At 42.7% G+C, this 19,422-nt stretch carries 13 protein-coding genes; all 13 read left to right on the top strand.

What is annotated here, in order from left to right:
* Positions 1–30: 30 nt before the first annotated feature.
* The 13 genes from H6F66_RS01355 (at position 31) to H6F66_RS01415 (ending at position 19,248) form a co-directional block, all read left to right on the top strand.
* A complete protein-coding gene (locus H6F66_RS01355) occupies positions 31–1,023 on the top strand; it encodes a glycosyltransferase (protein ID WP_190417478.1) in 993 nt (330 codons plus the stop codon).
* Positions 1,024–1,110: 87 nt separating this feature from the next.
* Positions 1,111–2,628, top strand: a complete 1,518-nt coding sequence (locus H6F66_RS01360; RefSeq protein WP_242019187.1) for a lipopolysaccharide biosynthesis protein — start codon at positions 1,111–1,113, stop codon at positions 2,626–2,628.
* Positions 2,629–2,701: 73 nt separating this feature from the next.
* Positions 2,702–3,940, top strand: a complete 1,239-nt coding sequence (locus H6F66_RS01365; RefSeq protein ID WP_190417479.1) for a glycosyltransferase — start codon at positions 2,702–2,704, stop codon at positions 3,938–3,940.
* Positions 3,941–4,289: 349 nt separating this feature from the next.
* The gene (locus H6F66_RS01370; protein WP_190417480.1) at positions 4,290–5,216 is read left to right on the top strand and encodes a lipopolysaccharide biosynthesis protein; all 927 of its coding nucleotides are present in this window, start codon (positions 4,290–4,292) and stop codon (positions 5,214–5,216) included.
* A gap of 240 nt (positions 5,217–5,456) precedes the next feature.
* Positions 5,457–6,680, top strand: coding sequence for a glycosyltransferase (locus H6F66_RS01375; protein ID WP_190417481.1), 1,224 nt, complete (start codon positions 5,457–5,459; stop codon positions 6,678–6,680).
* Positions 6,681–7,251: 571 nt separating this feature from the next.
* A complete protein-coding gene (locus H6F66_RS01380; RefSeq protein WP_190417483.1) occupies positions 7,252–9,126 on the top strand; it encodes an ABC transporter ATP-binding protein in 1,875 nt (624 codons plus the stop codon).
* Positions 9,127–9,303: 177 nt separating this feature from the next.
* Entirely contained in the window at positions 9,304–10,377 is a 1,074-nt protein-coding gene (locus tag H6F66_RS01385; RefSeq protein ID WP_190417485.1) for a glycosyltransferase, read from the top strand.
* A 298-nt stretch (positions 10,378–10,675) separates the two neighbouring features.
* On the top strand, positions 10,676–11,704 hold the full coding sequence (locus H6F66_RS01390; RefSeq protein WP_190417487.1) for a glycosyltransferase family 2 protein: 1,029 nt from the start codon (positions 10,676–10,678) through the stop codon (positions 11,702–11,704).
* 59 nt (positions 11,705–11,763) lie between these two features.
* A complete protein-coding gene (locus H6F66_RS01395; RefSeq protein WP_190417488.1) occupies positions 11,764–12,720 on the top strand; it encodes a beta-1,6-N-acetylglucosaminyltransferase in 957 nt (318 codons plus the stop codon).
* The gene (locus H6F66_RS01400) at positions 12,717–13,748 is read left to right on the top strand and encodes a glycosyltransferase family 2 protein (RefSeq protein ID WP_190417489.1); all 1,032 of its coding nucleotides are present in this window, start codon (positions 12,717–12,719) and stop codon (positions 13,746–13,748) included. Before H6F66_RS01395 ends, H6F66_RS01400 begins: the two co-directional genes overlap by 4 nt.
* Positions 13,749–14,149: 401 nt before the next feature.
* The gene (locus tag H6F66_RS01405) at positions 14,150–14,623 is read left to right on the top strand and encodes an FkbM family methyltransferase (protein WP_347269316.1); all 474 of its coding nucleotides are present in this window, start codon (positions 14,150–14,152) and stop codon (positions 14,621–14,623) included.
* 1,227 nt (positions 14,624–15,850) lie between these two features.
* A complete protein-coding gene (locus H6F66_RS01410) occupies positions 15,851–16,816 on the top strand; it encodes a beta-1,6-N-acetylglucosaminyltransferase (protein WP_190417491.1) in 966 nt (321 codons plus the stop codon).
* Positions 16,817–16,890: 74 nt separating this feature from the next.
* Complete coding sequence (locus tag H6F66_RS01415; protein ID WP_199295221.1) at positions 16,891–19,248, top strand: hypothetical protein; 2,358 nt, start codon at positions 16,891–16,893, stop codon at positions 19,246–19,248.
* Positions 19,249–19,422: the final 174 nt, after the last annotated feature.

Here is a 19,422-nt window from a genome sequence, read left to right on the forward strand (position 1 = left end):
AACTCTGTGGAAGCGCTTGGGAAGGTAAGTATGCCAATTATTTCTGTTATTGTTCCTGCCTACAATGCTGAACGCACAATCTTGAAAACGATTGAATCGGTTCAGCAACAAACTTTTTCGGACTTTGAGCTAATTGTAATTAATGATGGCTCAAGAGATCGCACTCTCGAATTGCTTGATGAAGTGAAAGACCCTCGTCTGAAAGTTTTTTCTTACAGTAATGGGGGCTTGCCAGTTGCACGCAATCGCGGTATATCTCATGCTGCGGGAGATTTTATTACATTTCTTGATGCAGATGACTTGTGGACTCCAGATAAATTAGAACTACAACTTTTAGCTTTGCAACAGCATCCAGAATCCGGAGTTGCTTATAGCTGGACACAATTTATGGATGACAAAGGACAATATTTTCATGGATGTAAGCCGGTATTTTATCAGGGGAATGTTTTTGCAGATTTGTTGTTGGGTAATTTCATTGACAGCGGTTCTAATGTGATGATTAGACGGGAAGCGATCGCCTCAGTGGGAGACTTCGATCCTACCCTAGCCTCCTGTGAGGACTGGGAATACTGGCTACGGCTGGCTGCTAAGTGGCATTTTGTAGTAGTTACCAAACCACAGATATTTTATCGCCAATCTTCTGGGGCAATGTCGTCAAAAATTGAGGTAATGAAAAAATATCATCTAATTGTCATTGAAAGAGCATTTAAAGCAGCTCCTGGTGAAGTACAAAATCTAAAAAACAAAAGCTTAGCTAATACCTACCAGTTTTTAGCGCATTTGGGCTTAACGCGGGTTCCTGGTGCTACTGGGGCTAAACAGGCTGCGGAACATTTGCAGAGTGCAATTCATTTGTATCCGAAAATTCTGCTAGACAAAACCGCCTGGATTTTAATCACAAAACTGCTCTTGATCCGACTCCTCTCCCCTAGAATTGCTAGCTATATTCTCCAATCGATTAGTAAAGTTCGCGCTACTCGTATTGCAAACACTCATGAAGAAAAAGCTCTTATATCTTCTTAAGCTAAGGATGAATAACGGGATCAAACTTCTTAAAAGAACTATCTAGCCGTAATTAATCTGTCCATAGTATCCCCTAGAGGTGCCAATTTGTCAGAATCTATAAAAAATAGTCCTCCTCCCGATCCTAATCAGCACTTTCGCACCGACCACTTGAAGACCGATCTCAAGAGTCGATCTGTTCGTGGCGGCGCGGTTACGATGATTACTCAAGGTTGCAAGTTCGTCCTGAACATGGGTTCTACCGTGCTGCTCGCCCGCCTGCTCACCCCTCAGGACTACGGTCTGGTTGGCATGGTAGCCACAGTCACTGGCTTAGTAGGTTTATTCAAAGACATGGGGCTGTCCACGGCTACAGTCCAAAAGGCTGAGATTAACCACGCTCAGATCAGTACATTGTTTTGGCTAAACGTGGTGTTCAGTATCGCCACTATGTTGATAACCGCGGTGATCGCGCCATTAATCGCCTGGTTCTACGGCGAACCTCGCTTGATATGGATTACACTCGTCTCGGCGATTGGATTCATCTTCGGTGGCTTGACTGTCCAACACCAAGCTTTACTCAATAGGCAGATGCGCTTTGGTGCCCTAGCCATAATTGATATCGTTTCCATGCTCATCGGCGTTGCCACTGCCATAGTTCTAGCCTTGAATGGAGCTGGTTACTGGGCACTTGTGCTTATGCCCCTAGCTATGGGGATGAGCTCGGCTCTAGGGGTGTGGGTTATGTGCGGTTGGCGTCCAGGGCTGCCAGTTCGTCACTCAGGTGTGAGTTCCATGCTGGCTTTCGGTGCAAACCTCACTGGTTTCGGCATCATCAACTACTTCGCTAGAAACCTCGACAATTTGCTCATTGGACGGTACTGGGGCGCTCAACAGTTAGGCTTGTATTCTAAGGCCTACGCCTTGCTGCTCCTACCAATCAACCAGATAAATGCTCCCATCGCTTCTGTGGCTTTACCTACCTTGAGCAGATTAGTAGATTCACCGGATCGTTATAGGCAAGCTTATTTGCGGATTGTAGAGAAGTTATTAATGCTCACAATGCCGATAATGGTGTTTATGATAGCCACATCTGACTGGCTTGTGCAGTTGCTTCTAGGTTCTCAATGGGGTGAAACTAGCCGCATATTTGCGTTGCTCGGCATCGCCGGCTTAATTCAGCCACTAGCAAATTCTACTGGCTGGCTCTTTATGTCACAGGATCGCGCTCATGATATGTTCAAATGGGGATTCATTGGTGGAACAACCGCTATTGTCTCTTTTGTTGCTGGCTTGCCGTGGGGAGCAGCTGGTGTAGCGGCATCGTATTCGCTCGTTTGGATCTGCGTGTGTATGCCGCTGCTATTTTGGTTTGTTGGTCGTACCGGCCCAGTTAGAACGATCGATTTCTACCGCGTTTTAGCACCTTTTGTGTGTACCACTTTAGGTACGCTGCTTGTATTACTGGGTTTTCGTAAATATGTTGAAGTGTCAAATCCCTTGATAGGTTGTGCTATTGCTTTTGGAATTACAATCATAACTTTTTTGCTTATTCTAACTACCATGCCAGCCGGAAGGTTAGCGCTTCAGGATATCAAAAACATGGTTGTGAAATCCAAACCATAGTTCAATAACAACTAATATAAATCATCTATAAATTAATGATGATTGCGACAAAGTTAAAGAGTAAAAAAACAACATGAAAATCGCCTTTATTGTTGGAGAATTTCCAGTATTATCCGAAACTTTTATTTTAAATCAAATTACAGGATTACTAGATCGTGGGCACGAAGTAGACATTTATGCCTATGTTCCAAGAAATGATTCCAAAATACATCCTGATGTAAATAAATATAAGCTTATAGAGCGCACCTACTATGCCTTCTGGATGCCAATAAATCGTTATAAGCGTATCCTAGACAGCTTGGTTTTGCTGTTCACAAATTTTCATAAAGCACCCCTGGTTATGCTACGAGTCTTGAATATTTTCAAGTATCGGCAGCAATATGGAGCGCTAATGTTGATACACGAATTGATACCCTTTCTACGTAACCGCTCACCGTATGACATCATCCATTGTCACTTTGGTGGAAACGGTCTAAAAGGTGCTCTGTTTCGAGAAATGGGAGCAATTAAGGGGAAATTGATTGTGACGTTTCACGGTCTTGATATAACTGTAGCTATTCAAGGAGACAGTAAACAAATTTACGACCAGCTGTTTAATACAGGAGACCTTTTCCTTCCAATCAGCGAACGTTGGAAACGCCGTTTGGTAGATCTAGGGTGCGATAAAACAAAGATTATGGTGCATCGTATGGGGATCGATTGCGGAAAGTTTTCCTTTATTCCACGCAAATTACACGCTGATGGCAGAGTACAGCTTGTGACGATTAGCCGCCTCGTTGAAAAAAAAGGTGTAGAATACGGTATCCGCGCTGTTGCACTTCTGGCAAAGACCAACCGAAACATTAAGTATAACATTATTGGCGATGGACCTTTAAGGAAAGACTTGCAGGAACTAATTCAACATCTAGATGTTGGTGACATAGTCAGCCTTCTGGGCTGGAAGCAGCAGCAGGAAATTGTCGATATCCTAAACGATGCCGATATCTTTGTAGCTCCCAGTGTAACCAGTAAAGATGGCGATCAGGAGGGTATCCCTGTTGCAGTGATGGAGGCGATGGCTGTGGGATTGCCTATCATCAGCACTCAACATAGCGCTATTCCCGAACTGGTTGAAAATGGGGTTTCGGGCTTCCTGGTACCCGAACGCGATGTTAATGCTTTGGCTGAAAAGTTAGGGTATTTAATTGAACACCCTGAAGTCTGGACTGAGATGGGTCGAGCAGGTCGTGCCCATGTAGAAGCTGAGTATGATATTAACAAGCTTAACGATCACTTAGTTGAAATTTACCAAAAACTACTCATTCAAGCCTAATCTTCAACATGAAAAATGTAAGTGTACTTCTTTATAATCAGTCCACTGATTACTTTCAATTTTGCTATTTTGTAGCTAAATTGACCCCATCAAAGCTGCCTTCTGAGAGCGACAACTCGGATTTAGTGATGGAAAACCATTGAAAATCTACTAATCTTTGTTGAGGGATTTGGGACACTTACATCCCTGGCAAGCATTTCAATGTCGGTAGCTGCATCCTGATACAACTCATGGACACTGAAACGTACGTAGAAAAGCTTTCTCTAAAACTGAACTCGGACAGCCATCTATTATTGACTCACATTTCCAAGGCTAGGGGGGTCTGGTTTTCCCATGCAAAATTCGCAAATTGGCTCACGTTGAGGAGCCTCGCTTGACCGGAATTACCCTCATTGTGGCGATCGCATTCCTCTTCTCGGGACTATCTGTCGAACACCAAGCTTTACTTACCAGGCAGATGCGCTTTAAGGACTTAGCCGTTGTAGACCTCACATCTATGTTTGTTGGCGTTACCACCACCATTGTTAATGCTAGGTACGGCGCTGGCTACTGGGCGCTGGTGTTCATGCAAGTGGCAATGGCGATCGCTTATACCGTGGGAGTTTGGACTATGTGCAGTTGGCGTCCTGGCATCCCAGTTCGAGGCTCCGGTGTCCGTTCCATGCTGGCTTTCGGCGGCAACCTCACAGATTTTAGTGTCTTTAACTACTTTGCCCGAAACCTTGACAATATCCTGATTGGGCGCGTGTGGGGGGCTGGGGCTTTAGGTATCTACTCAAAAGCCTACAGTCTAATGATGCTGCCTTTACAACAAATCAATGGCCCTATTACCGCCGTCCCTGTCCCCGGCCTTAGTGGTTTGCATTCTGAACCAGGGCAATTGCGAAACCACTATCTCAAAGCGCTGTCGCTGATCACAGCGACGACGATGCCTAGAGTTCTGCTAATGCTCATCCTATCTGACCAGATTGTCGAACTGCTCCTTGGCTCTCAATGGCACGAGGTGGGCATCATCTTCCAGCTTTTGGGCATATCTGCATTTTTCCAGCCAATTACTAATACCTCTGGCTGGCTCTACATTTCTACAGGCAGAGCCGACCGGATCTTCAAGTGGGGAATCTTTAGTTCTGTGTTTTTGGTGATGTCTTTACTTGCTTGGTCTGCCTTATGGCGCACGCGGCATTGCCTTAAGCTACTTGATCGCCAAGCTTTTGCAGACCTTACCATGTATGTATTACGCAACCCGCGACCCCTCCATCACCATGTTGGATCATAATTGATGCCGTAAACCAACCTTTGATTGCTTCTCTTGTGCCATCGCTTTTAGCGTTCAGTTTGCTATCGGGTCTAGCTTGCCTATGTGGGCGACGGCAATTATTAGCGCGATCGCAATGCGTTTAATATACTTACTGATCATGTTCTACATATTTGGTGCCAAAGAGCTTTACTCGTCTGTTCTTCAACAATTCAAGTGACGATAGGCGAAAAAATACTAGCTTTAGTTTAGGAGATTTGTATGAGAGTAGCGATGATTGTCGGACGCTTCCCCGTTTTGTCGGAAACCTTTGTCTTAAATCAGGTTACAGGTCTGATTGATCGCGGACACGAAGTTGATATCTACACGGAGGCACCGGGTGAGACTGCCAAAATGCACCCGAACGTAGAAAAATATCAACTTCTGGAGCGCACCCAGTGTATGGGAATGCCACAAAATCGCCTCTTACGGTTTCTGAAGGGTATTTGGCTATTTAGCATCAATTACCAAAAAAATCCAGCACTGTTGGTGCGAAGTCTCAACGTTTTTAAATATGGTAAAGATGCTGCTTCACTCAGGTTATTGTACGCCGCAGTATCCGTACTCCCATTTTTGGATCAAGGCACATACGATATCATACATTGCCAATTTGGAACCTTCGGCTTTTTAGGTATTGCCTTTCGGATGATGGCTGCTCCCAAAGGTAAGCTCGTCGTGTCATTTCGCGGCTACGATATCAGCTGGTATCTTCAGTGGGCAGGTGATGATGTTTACGACCGACTGTTTAAGGTAGTAGACGTTTGCCTCCCCAACTGCGATTATTTCAAACAGCGATTAATCAAATTAGGTGCCGACGAGAATAAAATTGTCATCATGCGATCCGGAATCGATTGTTCCAAATTTATTTTTACTGCACGTCATCTGCCCCCTGATGGTCGCATCCGGATTGTCACCACAGGTCGCCTCGTAGAAAAAAAAGGTTTAGAATATGGTATTCGTGCCGTTGCTAAGTTAACAAAACTTCACTCAAACCTCGAGTACAACATCATTGGTGATGGCCCTTTAAAAGAAGACTTACAGCAACTCATTCAGGAACTGAATGTTGGCGAAACTGTAAAACTGCTCGGTCGTATGCAGCAACAGGAACTGATTAAAATTCTCGACAACTCCCATATCTTTATAGCTCCATGCGTGACCGCTAAGAACGGCGACCAAGACGCACCTGTAAACGTCTTAAAAGAAGCAATGGCTATGGGTTTGCCAGTAATCGGTACTCAACACGGTGGCATCCCAGAACTCATTGAAGATGGTATTGCAGGTTTTCTGGTTCCTGAGCGGGATGCTGATACTTTGGCTGAAAAATTGGGCTATTTAATCGAGCATCCAGAGGTTTGGCCGGAAATGGGTCGAGCTGGTCGTACCTACGTGGAAGAACACTATGACCTTAACAAGCTCAACGATCTGCTGGTGGCAAGCTATCAATAGATAAATATTGATAGACTGCTTTAATTATCAACCGTTGGGAATATACCATTAGAAGTACGTCTTTATGTAGAGTATAAAATGGGTAGAGCTGGTATTGCCTATGCAAAAAGGAGTTTACGGCATTAAAAAGGTGAATATTATGCTGTGACTAATCTACCATTAGGCAGAGATAAGATAGAAAACTTTAATTATTGGCAGTCTAACATAGCTCTTTGGAAGTATATTGTTTTTAACCAATTCATGAGATAGATATATTTTGTTTACAATTAAGAGATAAAAATAAAAATAACTTAAAGTTCAAGGCTTTTTAACCATTATAAATTCACAATAACTTCACACAAACACAAGTAATACTTGATATCTATTGAGTTATTATTTAAAAAACTTAGCTAAAATTTAGTTGGGTGAATGAAAATAGAATGCTAGCACTGTGCTGCCTGAAGAAATAAACATTTCTTCATCGGCTAAAAACACAGTAAAAACTATTGTACAAATTTTATGTATAGCGAGTTTAGCTAGAAATAAGCGATCGCGATTGATTGTTAGAAAGTTCAATTCTTGGGTAGTAACTATGAGTCGAAGTCAAACACTCGGTCGGGAAAACAGGTTGCTGGGGGCTAAAGCAAGAGTAAAATTTAGCTTAATGAAGCGATTCGGGAAATTTGACCAATTGGTGTCCCTGATTTTGAGAGTTCCTAAAAACTTTCTCTATCTAGGTTTGGGGGCGATGGTGTTGTCTTCTGTGCTGGATGCGGTAGGCATTGGGTTGATGATTCCATTTCTTAAGGTGCTTTTAGATGAAGGGGGTGCTTTTGTTCTTCCTCGAATGGCTTTGACAGAGGGGATAAACAGTTGGTTAGTCCAGCAGAGTAAAGGAGTTATCGTCACATTATTTGCCTTGGTACTCATGGGGTCATTGATACTTAAGGCTTATTTTTACTATTTGTCTCAAGTTTTGACTTCAATTTATAGAGAAGGTGTCATCAAACGGTTGAGAAAGGGTCTATATAAAACTTATCTATATTCTCCTATAGAATTTTTTGATAATGTGCAGTTGGGAAAAGTAACAAGCACCCTCCATACAGAGGTAATGGAGACAAATAGGCTGCTAACGGCTATATTTTTTGGCTTAACGAACCTACTGATATTAATAGCGTACCTAGGAACACTGGTGATAGTGTCTTGGAAAATGACTATTATGACTACCTTTTTAATAACGGGGGTTGGTTTAGGGCTTAATTATTTATTAAAAAAAATTGAAAAATCTGGAGGGCTAGTTGTATCTGCAAAACGTGGTTTGAACGCTTTGGCTCTAGATACTTTAGGAGGTGTTCGTGTAGTTAAATCCTATGGTGCAGAGGATTTTGAACTCAGTCGGTTTAATAAGATATCTACAAATTACATGGAAGCGAGTACCGGATTAGCTAAGAAGCTTAGCTTGATAGATCCGATCACTGAGTTGGCGACTTTGGCGGCGGCTATGGTGGTGCTTGTAGGTAGCTACACTTTATTCATCTCCAAGGGTCTTCTTACTACTTCAGAGCTGCTGGTATTCATGCTAGTTCTGATTAAGATTGTTCCGGTACTTAAAAAGGTAAACACTTCCAGGGGTTCTATTCAAGAAGCAGTACCAGCTTTGACGAAAGTCACAGAGGCTCTGTCTTTGCCAGAAAAATATCCGGTTCCCACTGGAAGTCACCAATTTACAGGATTGCGCGATCGCATTGTTTTCCATGATGTTAAATTTGCCTACACCGGACGGTCTTATGTCCTCAACGGCTTGGATATACAAATTCCAAGAGGTAAAACAGTGGCGTTGGTTGGAGGTTCCGGAGCCGGAAAATCGACCGTGGCAGCTTTAATTACACGTTTCTACGAAGTTACCGAAGGCGTAATTGAAATCGACGGTCAAGATATCCGTAACTACGATCCTGTTTCCCTACGTCAGCACATTGGAGTTGTTAGCCAAGATACCTACATATTTAACGCTTCACTTCTCGATAACATTGCTTACGGTTTAGAAGAAGTCAGCAGAGAAAGGGTTATAGAAGCAGCTCACCTCGCAAACGCCCACGAATTTATTTCTCAATTGCCCAACCAATATGACACAGTCGTTGGAGATAGAGGTGTCAGGCTTTCTGGAGGGCAACGGCAGAGAATTTCAATTGCAAGAGCAATGCTCCGCGACCCAGAAATTATGATTCTTGATGAAGCAACTAGTGCCTTAGATTCCCAGTCAGAACACTTAGTACAAGAGGCACTCGAACGCTTAAGATCAAACCGAACTGCAATCGTAATTGCCCACCGTTTAGCTACAGTTCGTAACGCTGACAAAATTGTGGTGATGGAGAAAGGTCGGATTGTTGAGCAGGGGGATCATGACGAATTAATTGCCAAGCGCGGACACTACTGGTCTTATCACAATCTTCAGTCTTTACCTGCGTAAAGATCACTGCTTACTGGCGACTGGCAAAGAAAAGCGACTGGGATTGGGCAAAAATTCAAACTTGAGACAAACCAACTACCGACAACCAATCCCGATAAAGGTTTTTTCCAGTAAACGGCGAACTTGATGAAGATAAAATATCCAAAAAACAGTTGATTAGTTAACAAGGAGTTTCTGATGATAGAACCACAAATTACGATTGTTGTTGTACCCCGCGAGCGTTTCAGCTTCACCCGCGAGTCGTTGGAGAGCATCTACGAACATACACAAATGCCCTTCAAGTTAGTCTACGTAGATGGAAATTCACCGTCTCATATCAAGCGGTATTTAGAAGAAGAGGCGCATAAGAGAAACTTTGAAATCATTCGGACTGATTACTACCTGTCTCCAAATCAAGGCAGAAATATCGGTCTGCGTCAGGTCAAAACCAAGTATCTTGTCTTCATTGATAACGACGTGCTAGTTACCCCGGGCTGGCTAGAGCGTATGTTTGAGTGTGCTGAAGAAACGGAAGCCTCGGTAGTCACGCCTCTTACTTGTGAAGGTACTCCCGCACACGAACACATTCACTGTGCAGGCGGACAAGTCCACGTCCGAGAGGAAATCAAAGGCGGTGCGGTTCGACGGCGGATGCGCGAGAAAATGTACAAACAAGGTAAAAAAGTCGAGCAGGTACGCGACCAGCTCAAGCGGGAACAAACTGAGCTTGCAGAATTTCACTGTATGTTCGTTCGCACCGAAATATTTGAGCGAATTGGTGGTCAGCTTGATGAAGGCATGATGAATACCAAGGAACACCTGGATTTTTGTATGACGGTAATTCAGGCTGGGGGTACTGTGTACTTTGAGCCAGACTCCCTAGTGACTTATGTTCCCGGTCCGCCACTAGAGTTGTCAGATATGACCTTTTATATGCTTCGTTGGAGTGATGCTTGGGAACTTGCTAGCTTGCACCGCTTGCGCGACAAGTGGAACGTAGAAGAGGATCAATATTTCACAAATCGCTATCGGCGGGTAGGATGGCGGCGACACATGACCATTACCAGACCTCTAGCTGCCCGTATTGGCGAGCTTGGCAACCGCCTGGTCATTTTTGGCCAGAAAAAAACCCGACTTGAGAAAATCTTGGTGCCTATGGATAAGGCGCTAAACCGTTATCTCACCACTAGTCAGGCTCGCCGTCTATCTCAGGTTAAAAAAGAAGCTCAAACCCCAAAAGAGCCAGAAAAAACTCCAGTGGGAGCATCCTAACGGCGTTGATAGGGCAAAGCTCACTTATCGAAACTCAACAACCAGCAAACTCGATAGCCCGGAGCAGAGGTAGTGTTTGTAGCAGAGGTGAGTTCAAGGGTATTTTCTTTGCCCCTCTGCTATAAAAATATAGAGGTTAACCGCATCATCCAAAATCCCGCAAAACTTGCTTGCAACCAAAAACAAAGCACTCCCTACAAATTAAATATTTAGCAACCTGAGCAAGCGCTTTAAATATTTAGCAACCTGAGCAAGCGCTGACTATAGTAGCAAACATTAAGTCAAATCGGTTCTCAAGATGAAAACGAAAAAAGTTTCTGTCATTATTCCGGTTTACGGAGTCGAAAAATATATAGCTGCTACAGTGCAATCTGTTCTTGATCAAACGTATAAAGATTTTGAACTACTGATTATTGATGATGGTTCTCCTGACCGGAGTGTAGAAATTTGTCAGAAATTTACAGACTCCAGAATTAAAATTGTTCGCCAACCAAATCAGGGAGTATGTGCGGCTCGTAATACAGGAATTCGCCACGCGCAGGGAGAATATCTGGCTTTTTTAGATGGGGACGATCTGTGGTTGCCAGAAAAGCTAGAGAAACATATTAAACATCTAGAAAACTCGCCTAATGTTGGACTAAGTTTTAGTCGATCTGCTTTCATTGATGAAGCGGGCCATCCATTAGGTATATATCAAATGCCTAAGCTTAAAGAAATTACGCCACCCCTAATACTCTGTCGCAACCCAATCGGAAATGGTTCGGTTCCAGTGATTCGCAGAAAAGTTTTTGAGGCAATTAAATTTCAAGATTGTAATAAAAAAGGTTGTTATTTTGATGAAGAATTACGACATTTTGAAGATGTCGAATGCTGGCTTCGTATTGCCTTGAAAACGAATTTGCAAGCAGAAGGAATTCCTGAAGCTTTAACGATGTACCGAGTTAATTCTAGAGGGGCTTCAACAAACTTTCTGAAGCAATTAGAAGACTTAGAAAAGGTGCTAGAAAAAACCCGCTCCTATGCTCCAGATTTAATTACTCAGCATGGAAACCGTGCCAAAGCTTATGAGTTGCGGAAGCTAGCCCGATGGGCAGTACGTTTAAAAGCCGCTCCAACTGCTGTGGAAATGGCTCATCGAGCTTTATCTATCCACTGGCGCATTATTCTTGAGGAGCCACGCCGGACACTTTTAACGTTGGGGGCTGTTTATTCCCTCTGGTTGCTGCCACAACCACTCTACCGCCAGATGGAAAACGTTGCTTTAAAGATGACAGGAGCTTCCCAAAAACGGCGCATTCTTCAAGATAAATCCCGACAAGTAGCCTAAACAAACACAAATCAACTTTTCTACAAACGCTTTATCAATATCAGGATGTGTTGACCATTATGAAGATTGCCTACCTTATCCAAACCTACAAGAATCCAGAGCAAATCTATAGGCTAGTTCAGATTATTAAAAAGTCGAGTCCTAACTCTTTCGTACTGGTGAGCCATAATTTTGCTGCTTGTAATTTAAATGTAGAACTTTTAGAAAATTTGCCTGACGTTAAAGTTGTGAGTGCTATAGGGGGAAGAGGTAACTTTGCCTTAGTTCAAGCTTATTTAGAAGCAATTGATTGGCTGTTGAACAACAAAATTGAATTTGACTGGCTAATTAATATCACAGGTCAAGATTATCCTACTCAACCGCTTCCTGAAATTGAGAAATTCCTGGCAGAAACTACGTATGATGGCTTTTTTGATTATTTTAACGTCCTTTCAGAAAAATGTACGTGGGGGGCGAAGGATGGACGCGATCGCTACTTCTATCAATATTGGTGGTCAGGCATAGAAATAGCCAAATGGCAACGAGGTTTACTCAAGCCTCTTCGGCTGTTTATCAATAATATTCAGCCTTGGTTCCGGATTGATTTTTCTTATGGATTGATTGTGGGAATGCGCTCCCTTTCCACTCCATTTAATGAAAATTTTTTATGTTACGGTGGCTCTTACTTCAAAACTATTTCTAGAAATTGCGTTCAATATATTCATGAATTTTGTCAGCAACATCCTGAATTGATCGACTACTACAAAAAAACCCGCCTTCCTGATGAATCCTTCATTCAAACTATCTTAATCAATAGTGGCTTATTCAACTTCTACCCACGCAATATGCGCTACATTGATTGGACAAACAGCCGCCACGGACATCCCGCTATTCTTACCGTTGACTATTATCCAAAGTTAATTAGAGACGATATTTACTTTGCAAGAAAGTTTGAGATAGATCGAGACAGTAGGATTTTAGATAGGCTCGATGAAAGAATCATGCAAACTACTGTACAAGGTACGTGCTCAAAATGAAAAAGTTTTCTGTAATTATTCCAACATACAAAGTCGAGAAATACATAGCAGCTGCCATTGAATCAGTTCTTGCTCAAACTTACCAAAACTTTGAGATTATTGTTGTTAATGACGATTCACCAGATAGAAGCGTAGAAATTTGTCAGCAATTTACAGACTCTAGAATTAAAATTGTCAGCCAGAAAAACCGGGGACTAGCAGGAGCTAGAAACACCGGGATTCGCCACGCTCAAGGAGACTATATAGCTCTTTTAGATGGAGACGACTTGTGGCTACCAGAAAAGTTAGAAAAACATGTTGAACATCTGGAAAGTTCCTCATCCGTGGGAATTAGCTTTAGCCGTTCTGCTTTTATCGACGAAGCGGGAAACTCCTTGGGTACCTATTTAATGCCAAAACTTAAGGAAATTACTTCACCTGATTTACTACGCGACAATCCAGTAGGAAATGGTTCAGCGGCAGTGATTCGTAAAGAAGTGTTGGAAGCAATTAAATTTCAAGATAATCTTTACGGCACTGTTGAAAATTTTTATTTTGATGACCACTTTCGTCAGGCAGAAGACATAGAATGTTGGCTTCGCATTGTTTTACAAACTAACTGGAAAATTGAGGGAATCTCGGAAGCGTTGACGTTATACCGGGTAAATTCTGGAGGACTTTCAGCAAGCCTGCTTAACCAATTCGAGGCTTTGCAAAAGGTGATTGAAAAAACCCGTTCCTATGCTCCAGAATTAATCGCCCAGTGGGAAAACCCAACTAAAGCTTACCAGCTGCGATATTTAGCTAGGAGTGCGGTACGTCTAAAAGCCGGATCAATGGCTGTGCAACTGATGCACCAAGCTTTAGCTGCTCACTGGCGGCTCGTGCTTGAGCAGCCGCGTCGTACGTTAATGACTTTAGCTGCTGCTTATATGCTTTGGCTGCTACCCCAGCCTTTGTACGCCCAAATTGAGGCTGTTGCTGCTAAAATGACAGCGGCTACCCAGAAACGTCGTATTCTTCAAGAGCACTCAGGGCAATCCATATAATCAATAATGAGCTATTGTTTTCCCTTGCATTAAACATCATCCAAACGAATAGAAGAAAATTTTTGCTGTTTAAGTAACTGGAGCAAGAAATGAAAAATGTTCTAGAAGTAACAAATTTCTTGAAAGAGTTGATTAAGGGTACATTTAATGATGCTTTTGCTAGGTCAGTTTTGAATATTGCAAAGCTTCCACATCGCTGCGAGGTTATTAATAGACAAGACACTGCTTTCACTACTCAATTTATGTCTCGTGTTTTGACGAACCACTCAAACTCTATCGATGTGGGTTGTAACACGGGAGATTTTTTAATTAAAATTTTACAATTTTCACCTTTAGGGTATCACTATGCTTTCGAGCCAATACCAAGGTTAGCTAATAGACTTTAAAAAAGGTTTCCGAATATTGATGCCAGGCAAATAGCTTTGAGTGATTCAGAGGCAGAAACAACTTTTTGGTATGTAGTCAATTCCCCTGCCCTAAGTAACTTAGATAAATCATGCTGGGAAAGCCACCATATGCCTAATACGCTCACAGAGACTATTACAGTTAAAACTCAAAGACTTGATAATATATTGAAACCCGACTTAAAGATTCATTTTATAAAGGTAGATGCGGAAGGCGTAGAGTTGCAGGTTTTCAGAGGCGCTATCCAAACATTAAAGACTCATAAACCTTACATAGTTTTCGAGAGTGGTTTAATCGATGCTCAAGAATGGCAGGATGGCAAATGGCATGATGGCAGAATTTATGATTTGCTTGTAAATGAGTGCGGCCTGCAAATTTTTAAGCTTAGAAGTTGCTTAGAGGGTTTAGCCCCACTCAGCCGGGATGAATTTCTTAAGTCTTCGGCCTGGAATTTTATAGCATCGCCATAGTGACAGCTATGCTCTGGCTGCTACCCTACCCTTTTTACTACGAAATTGAGGCTTTTGCTTCCAAAATGACTGCGGCTTTCTGGCTAGCCGCATTTTTCAAGGCTAGCGCCTTGAAAAAAAATTTGGATAACGCAATGTGGAACTTTATCGATTGAACTCCGTCTTGAGGAAAGGGGTATCTTACCTCGTTGAACTTACTCTTGCTTACCCAACCCCTATAAATCAAAAATTTTCCTGAACTTCCCCCGGAAACCGGGCAACTAAGGGGTAGGAGCCTTTCGGAAAATTGCACATCTTGGTGGGATAGGTTTTACCATCCATTCGAATTTGTGCATTATTGCTGCTTGTTGCGATTATTTTGCTCTTGGGGTATGAGTTGATTTTAACTTTAGTAAAAATAACCTTGACATCGAATGTCCCTCTTAAGGAGGAAGCCTGCTAGATTTTCATGTAACAAGATGTATGGATGTTGAGTATTGTTAAAGTCTTGCAATAAAAGGTTGCAATAGTCGTTTCAGTCTGGTCATCGGTGTTTTAGATTGGGAGCTGTATTATGACCGTAGCTGTAAATAAAAAAAGCTGGGTTGATCAAAGCCGTCATAGAAACCGGGGAACAGCCTATTTGTTTGGGTCAAGGGAGGGCTTCAACGTAATGTCTGAAGTTGGAGATACTACCCCTAGTTAATTGGGTTTCCATCAAGGTGGGACAAACAGGGAACTTGTGTTTGACTAGCCGCTCAAGGCAAAAACGCTTACTGCCAACCATTTTTTTTCGCAGGCTGACATTCATTGCGCTGCCATTGCTAACGCTGATTGCTTAATTTATAGAAAACGCACCTGTTATAACTCTATTTTGGGTGCGAATTCTCTTGCCAATCAGGTGTTAGCTTGAATTTTGAATGACCATTTTACAAGTCAAAATAGGACTGTGGTTACTAAAAACCGCACAGAACTAACACGCCAACCTTATTGAAGCTCATTCCAGCCTGTTAATATTTTAACTTAAATTTGTCAGGCACAGGAGGCGAGTTTTACAGTGATTGTCGGAAGTTTGGGTGTAATCGTATAGACTAGACGGCGTTTCATCGCTTTTGCAAAAGGTGTTTACCTTTTTGTGCTTATCCACTTTTATTTTTGTCCAGCCAAAGGGATATACATCAGAGGGTTTTCGGTTCGTATAAGCGATGTTTTCACGTTAGACCAATTCATTTACTGGAGACTAAAATCATGAAAGTTCTGTATCTTATCCAGACTCATAAGAATCCAGATCAGATTTACCGACTCATCCAAACCATTAAAAAATCAAGCCCTAGCTCTCAAATATTGATTAGCCATGATTTCAAAGGCTGTAGTTTAGATACAAAAACCCTAGGAAACTTCCAAGATGTTCATATAATTAGAGGTTTCGGGGGGAGAGGAGATTTTTCCATAATTCAAGGCTACCTGAATGCCGTTGAGTGGATTTTAAGCAATAACATTAAATTTGATTGGCTCTTCAACATTACTGGTCAAGACTATCCTATTCAACCACTTCCCCAAATTGAGAAATTCCTTGCCGACACTAAATATGATGGTTTTTTAGAGTATTTTGACGTACTTTCAGAGTCCGAGCAAAATCCTTGGGGTAGTCGGGAAGGTAGTGATCGCTATCTGTACCAGTATTGGCGTTCAGGTGGATACCTATCGCTTTGGCAACGGGCTTTAGTCAAGATTCCCCGCACGGTTATCAATAATGTTCAGCCCCTGGTTCGGCTTAACTCTTCTTATGGAATGATGGTAGGAGTTCGTACCGCTTCATCGCCATTTAACGAAAAGTTTGCCTGTTATGCAGGATCTTACTTCAAGACTCTTTCTAGAAAATGTGTTGAATATTTACATGACTTTTGTCATAAAAACCCGGACTTAATCAATTACTACGAAAGAACTTGTATTCCTGATGAGTCTTTTATCCAAACTGTTTTAGTAAATAGTGGGTTATTCAATTTGTGTAATGACCATAAACGTTATATCGATTGGACTGGCACTCGGCACGGTCATCCTCGGCTACTCACAAGTCAGGATTACCCAGCAATAATTAAAAGCAATGCTCACTTTGCCAGAAAGTTTGATATCACCCAAGATAGCAAAATTCTGGATATGCTAGATGCTAGAGTATTACAACAGGAGAAAGAATTGAGCTTACAAATTAATTAAGACTTATCCCTGGAAATAAGTATGTCAACTATAATTCCGTAATTGGAATTATAGTTGACATTGGGGTAAGAGGAATGATGATTTTTTCGGGTGCCGCTCGTTGGTTAGCCCCGACTTTAGCTCATGTTAATGTTGGGATGGCGATGTTCCTTTGGGACAAATCCTTTCAGGGGTTAGCTCAACCGATTTTAGTAAGCTTATTGGTTTTCGCAGTAGGAATTTTATTAGCCAATATAGCCTTCAAAATCATTACCAAGTCCGGTACTTATCAAAGCCGTCTTATTGGTCAAGCAGCCCGGATCGCCGTCATTGCCCTATTTGCTACAGTATCACTTCAGCAACTGTGGAATGCAAAAAGTATTGGCAACAGCGCATCGGGACAGGCAGAGGTAGTTACTTCTCGAAATTACCAGAAAAATGTATCTCTGGGGAAGGCTCATGTAGCCTTGGGGGGAGGTGGCTATGTTACAGGTATTTACCTGCATCCGTTGCAAAAAGACCTCGTTTACATCAAAACCGATGTAGGCGGTTTCTATCGTTGGAATTCGGTCAATCAAAGTTGGATTCCTCTAACCGATCACTTTACGCGCGAACAAAGCCGCTATTACGGAGGAGAAGCGCTAGCACTCGATCCGAATAACCCTAATATTGTTTACATCGCAGCAGGCGATCATTTTGTGAATGGTCCAGGAACAATATTTAAGTCTACCGATCGGGGTGCAACCTGGAAGAAGCTAAAGCTGGATTTGCCAATGGCTGGCAATGAAAGTAGACGAGACGTAGGCGAGAGACTGGCTGTAAATCCGTTTAATTCCAAGGTAATTTTTTTCGGTTCGCGGCGGGATGGACTCTGGAAGTCGCTGGATGCTGGAGAGACATGGGCTAAAGTTACTTCTTTTGGCGGAAATCCGAAAAAAGATATTGGCATCGTTGCCATTTTATTTGACAAAAACCAGTCTGGCTTAGTCTATGCCAATGCTTATGAAGATGGAATATACAAGTCTACCGACACAGGAATTACCTGGAACAAAATAGAGGGAAGTCCAGAGAAGGCGATGCGGTTGGCTTTGAGTAGCGATCGCACCCTATATGTGACAATCAATGGAAATCCCGGAGTTAAAAAGTATGCAAACGGGGTTTGGCAAAACATCACCCCTAAAAATGAGAAGGATAACTTTAATGGTGTGAGCGTCAATCCTACTAATTCCAAGGAAATCATCGTTGCTACGAAGCAGCAAAACAAAAATACTAAGATATATCGCTCAATAGATGGCGGAGCCACATGGACAGAGCAGAAACGCTCCATGAACAACACTGTTGCTTGGTGGTCAGATTATATGCTCTCAAATCCATCAGTGTCTGCTATTGAATTCGATCCAAAAGTTGCAGGAAGAGTTTGGTTAACTGATTGGTACGGGATATGGCGGACAGATAACATTAGCCAACAGCCTTCTGTCTGGACTAATTATCAGAAAGGACATGAAGAATTAGTCATCTTTACTCTGGTTGCGCCTCCCAAGGGAGCTTTGCTGTTGAGCGGTGTAGCCGATGTGGACGGTTTCTACCATAATAATGGATTGAATGCTTATCCATCCCAAACGTTGGGTGGAGGAGATAAAAGTGTTTCATTTCAAGACACTTACAGCATTGCTTACAGTGAAAGCGATCCCTTAAAAATGGTGCGCGTGGGCGGGACTCGCTGGAACAATAATTATACGGGTGCAACTTCAACAGATGGCGGTTTAACTTGGAAGCCGTTTGCTTCATTTCCCAAAGACAAGAGGCTGATCCGAGTAGCCATGTCGGCGACGAATCCAAATCTGTTTGTGGTAATTGTTAGTGGCGCTACGGCTCGACGTACTGGGGATGGCGGTGCTTCTTGGACAAAAGTTAAAGGATTACCGGACGGTATCCAGGGGCCGTGGGAGTGGCGTTTGCCGCTAGCAGCAGACACAGTTAATGGTAAAACGTTTTATTACTATGCTGATGGGAAATTCTATCGCAGCACTGACGGGGGGGCAGATTTTCAAGTTGTAAATTCATCACTTCCGAAGAAGAAATGGTATTCGGTGAAACCGGTTCCGGGAGTCGAAGGTGAGGTTTGGATCAACCTTAACAGCGATGGGCTTCACCGCTCGACGGACGGTGGCAAGACATTTGTGCCAATTACAGGAGTTAAGAGAGCTTATCTGTTTGCTTTCGGGAAGCCGCAGCCGGGAAGCACGATTCCAGCTCTGTATTTGTACGGTGAAATTAGGAATATGGGTCAGGGAATTTTCCGTTCTCTAGACCAAGGAAAAACCTGGACAGAAATTGGCGATCGCTCACGGCCCATCGGCAAAAATCCCCAAGTAATGGAGGCAAGCAAACAGGAGTTTGGGCTAGTCTTCATTGGTACGGGAGGCAGGGGAATTTACTATGGGACTCGCTAGAGCAGCAGTTGGTCTATTTTACTGAACACACCCACTTGTCCAGTACTGTGACAAGTGGGTGTATAGAACCCATTTGACATCTTTTACTATCTTGAAGTACAGTTACCGCAAAAGCCGTATCCAGCAGTCATGCCGTACTCTAGCAGCCTAACAGACGAAGAGTGGGAAATCCTT

Origin of the sequence: Trichocoleus sp. FACHB-6 (assembly GCF_014695815.1) — a bacterium.
Taxonomy (GTDB): domain Bacteria; phylum Cyanobacteriota; class Cyanobacteriia; order Cyanobacteriales; family FACHB-T130; genus Funiculus; species Funiculus sociatus.

Coding starts and splice junctions, on each gene's coding strand:
- H6F66_RS01380 (WP_190417483.1), top strand. CDS start 7,252: ATGAGTCGAAGTCAAACACTCGGTCGGGAAAACAGGTTGCTGGGGGCT.
- H6F66_RS01410 (WP_190417491.1), top strand. CDS start 15,851: ATGAAAGTTCTGTATCTTATCCAGACTCATAAGAATCCAGATCAGATT.
- H6F66_RS01390 (WP_190417487.1), top strand. CDS start 10,676: ATGAAAACGAAAAAAGTTTCTGTCATTATTCCGGTTTACGGAGTCGAA.
- H6F66_RS01355 (WP_190417478.1), top strand. CDS start 31: ATGCCAATTATTTCTGTTATTGTTCCTGCCTACAATGCTGAACGCACA.
- H6F66_RS01400 (WP_190417489.1), top strand. CDS start 12,717: ATGAAAAAGTTTTCTGTAATTATTCCAACATACAAAGTCGAGAAATAC.
- H6F66_RS01415 (WP_199295221.1), top strand. CDS start 16,891: ATGATGATTTTTTCGGGTGCCGCTCGTTGGTTAGCCCCGACTTTAGCT.
- H6F66_RS01365 (WP_190417479.1), top strand. CDS start 2,702: ATGAAAATCGCCTTTATTGTTGGAGAATTTCCAGTATTATCCGAAACT.
- H6F66_RS01375 (WP_190417481.1), top strand. CDS start 5,457: ATGAGAGTAGCGATGATTGTCGGACGCTTCCCCGTTTTGTCGGAAACC.
- H6F66_RS01395 (WP_190417488.1), top strand. CDS start 11,764: ATGAAGATTGCCTACCTTATCCAAACCTACAAGAATCCAGAGCAAATC.
- H6F66_RS01385 (WP_190417485.1), top strand. CDS start 9,304: ATGATAGAACCACAAATTACGATTGTTGTTGTACCCCGCGAGCGTTTC.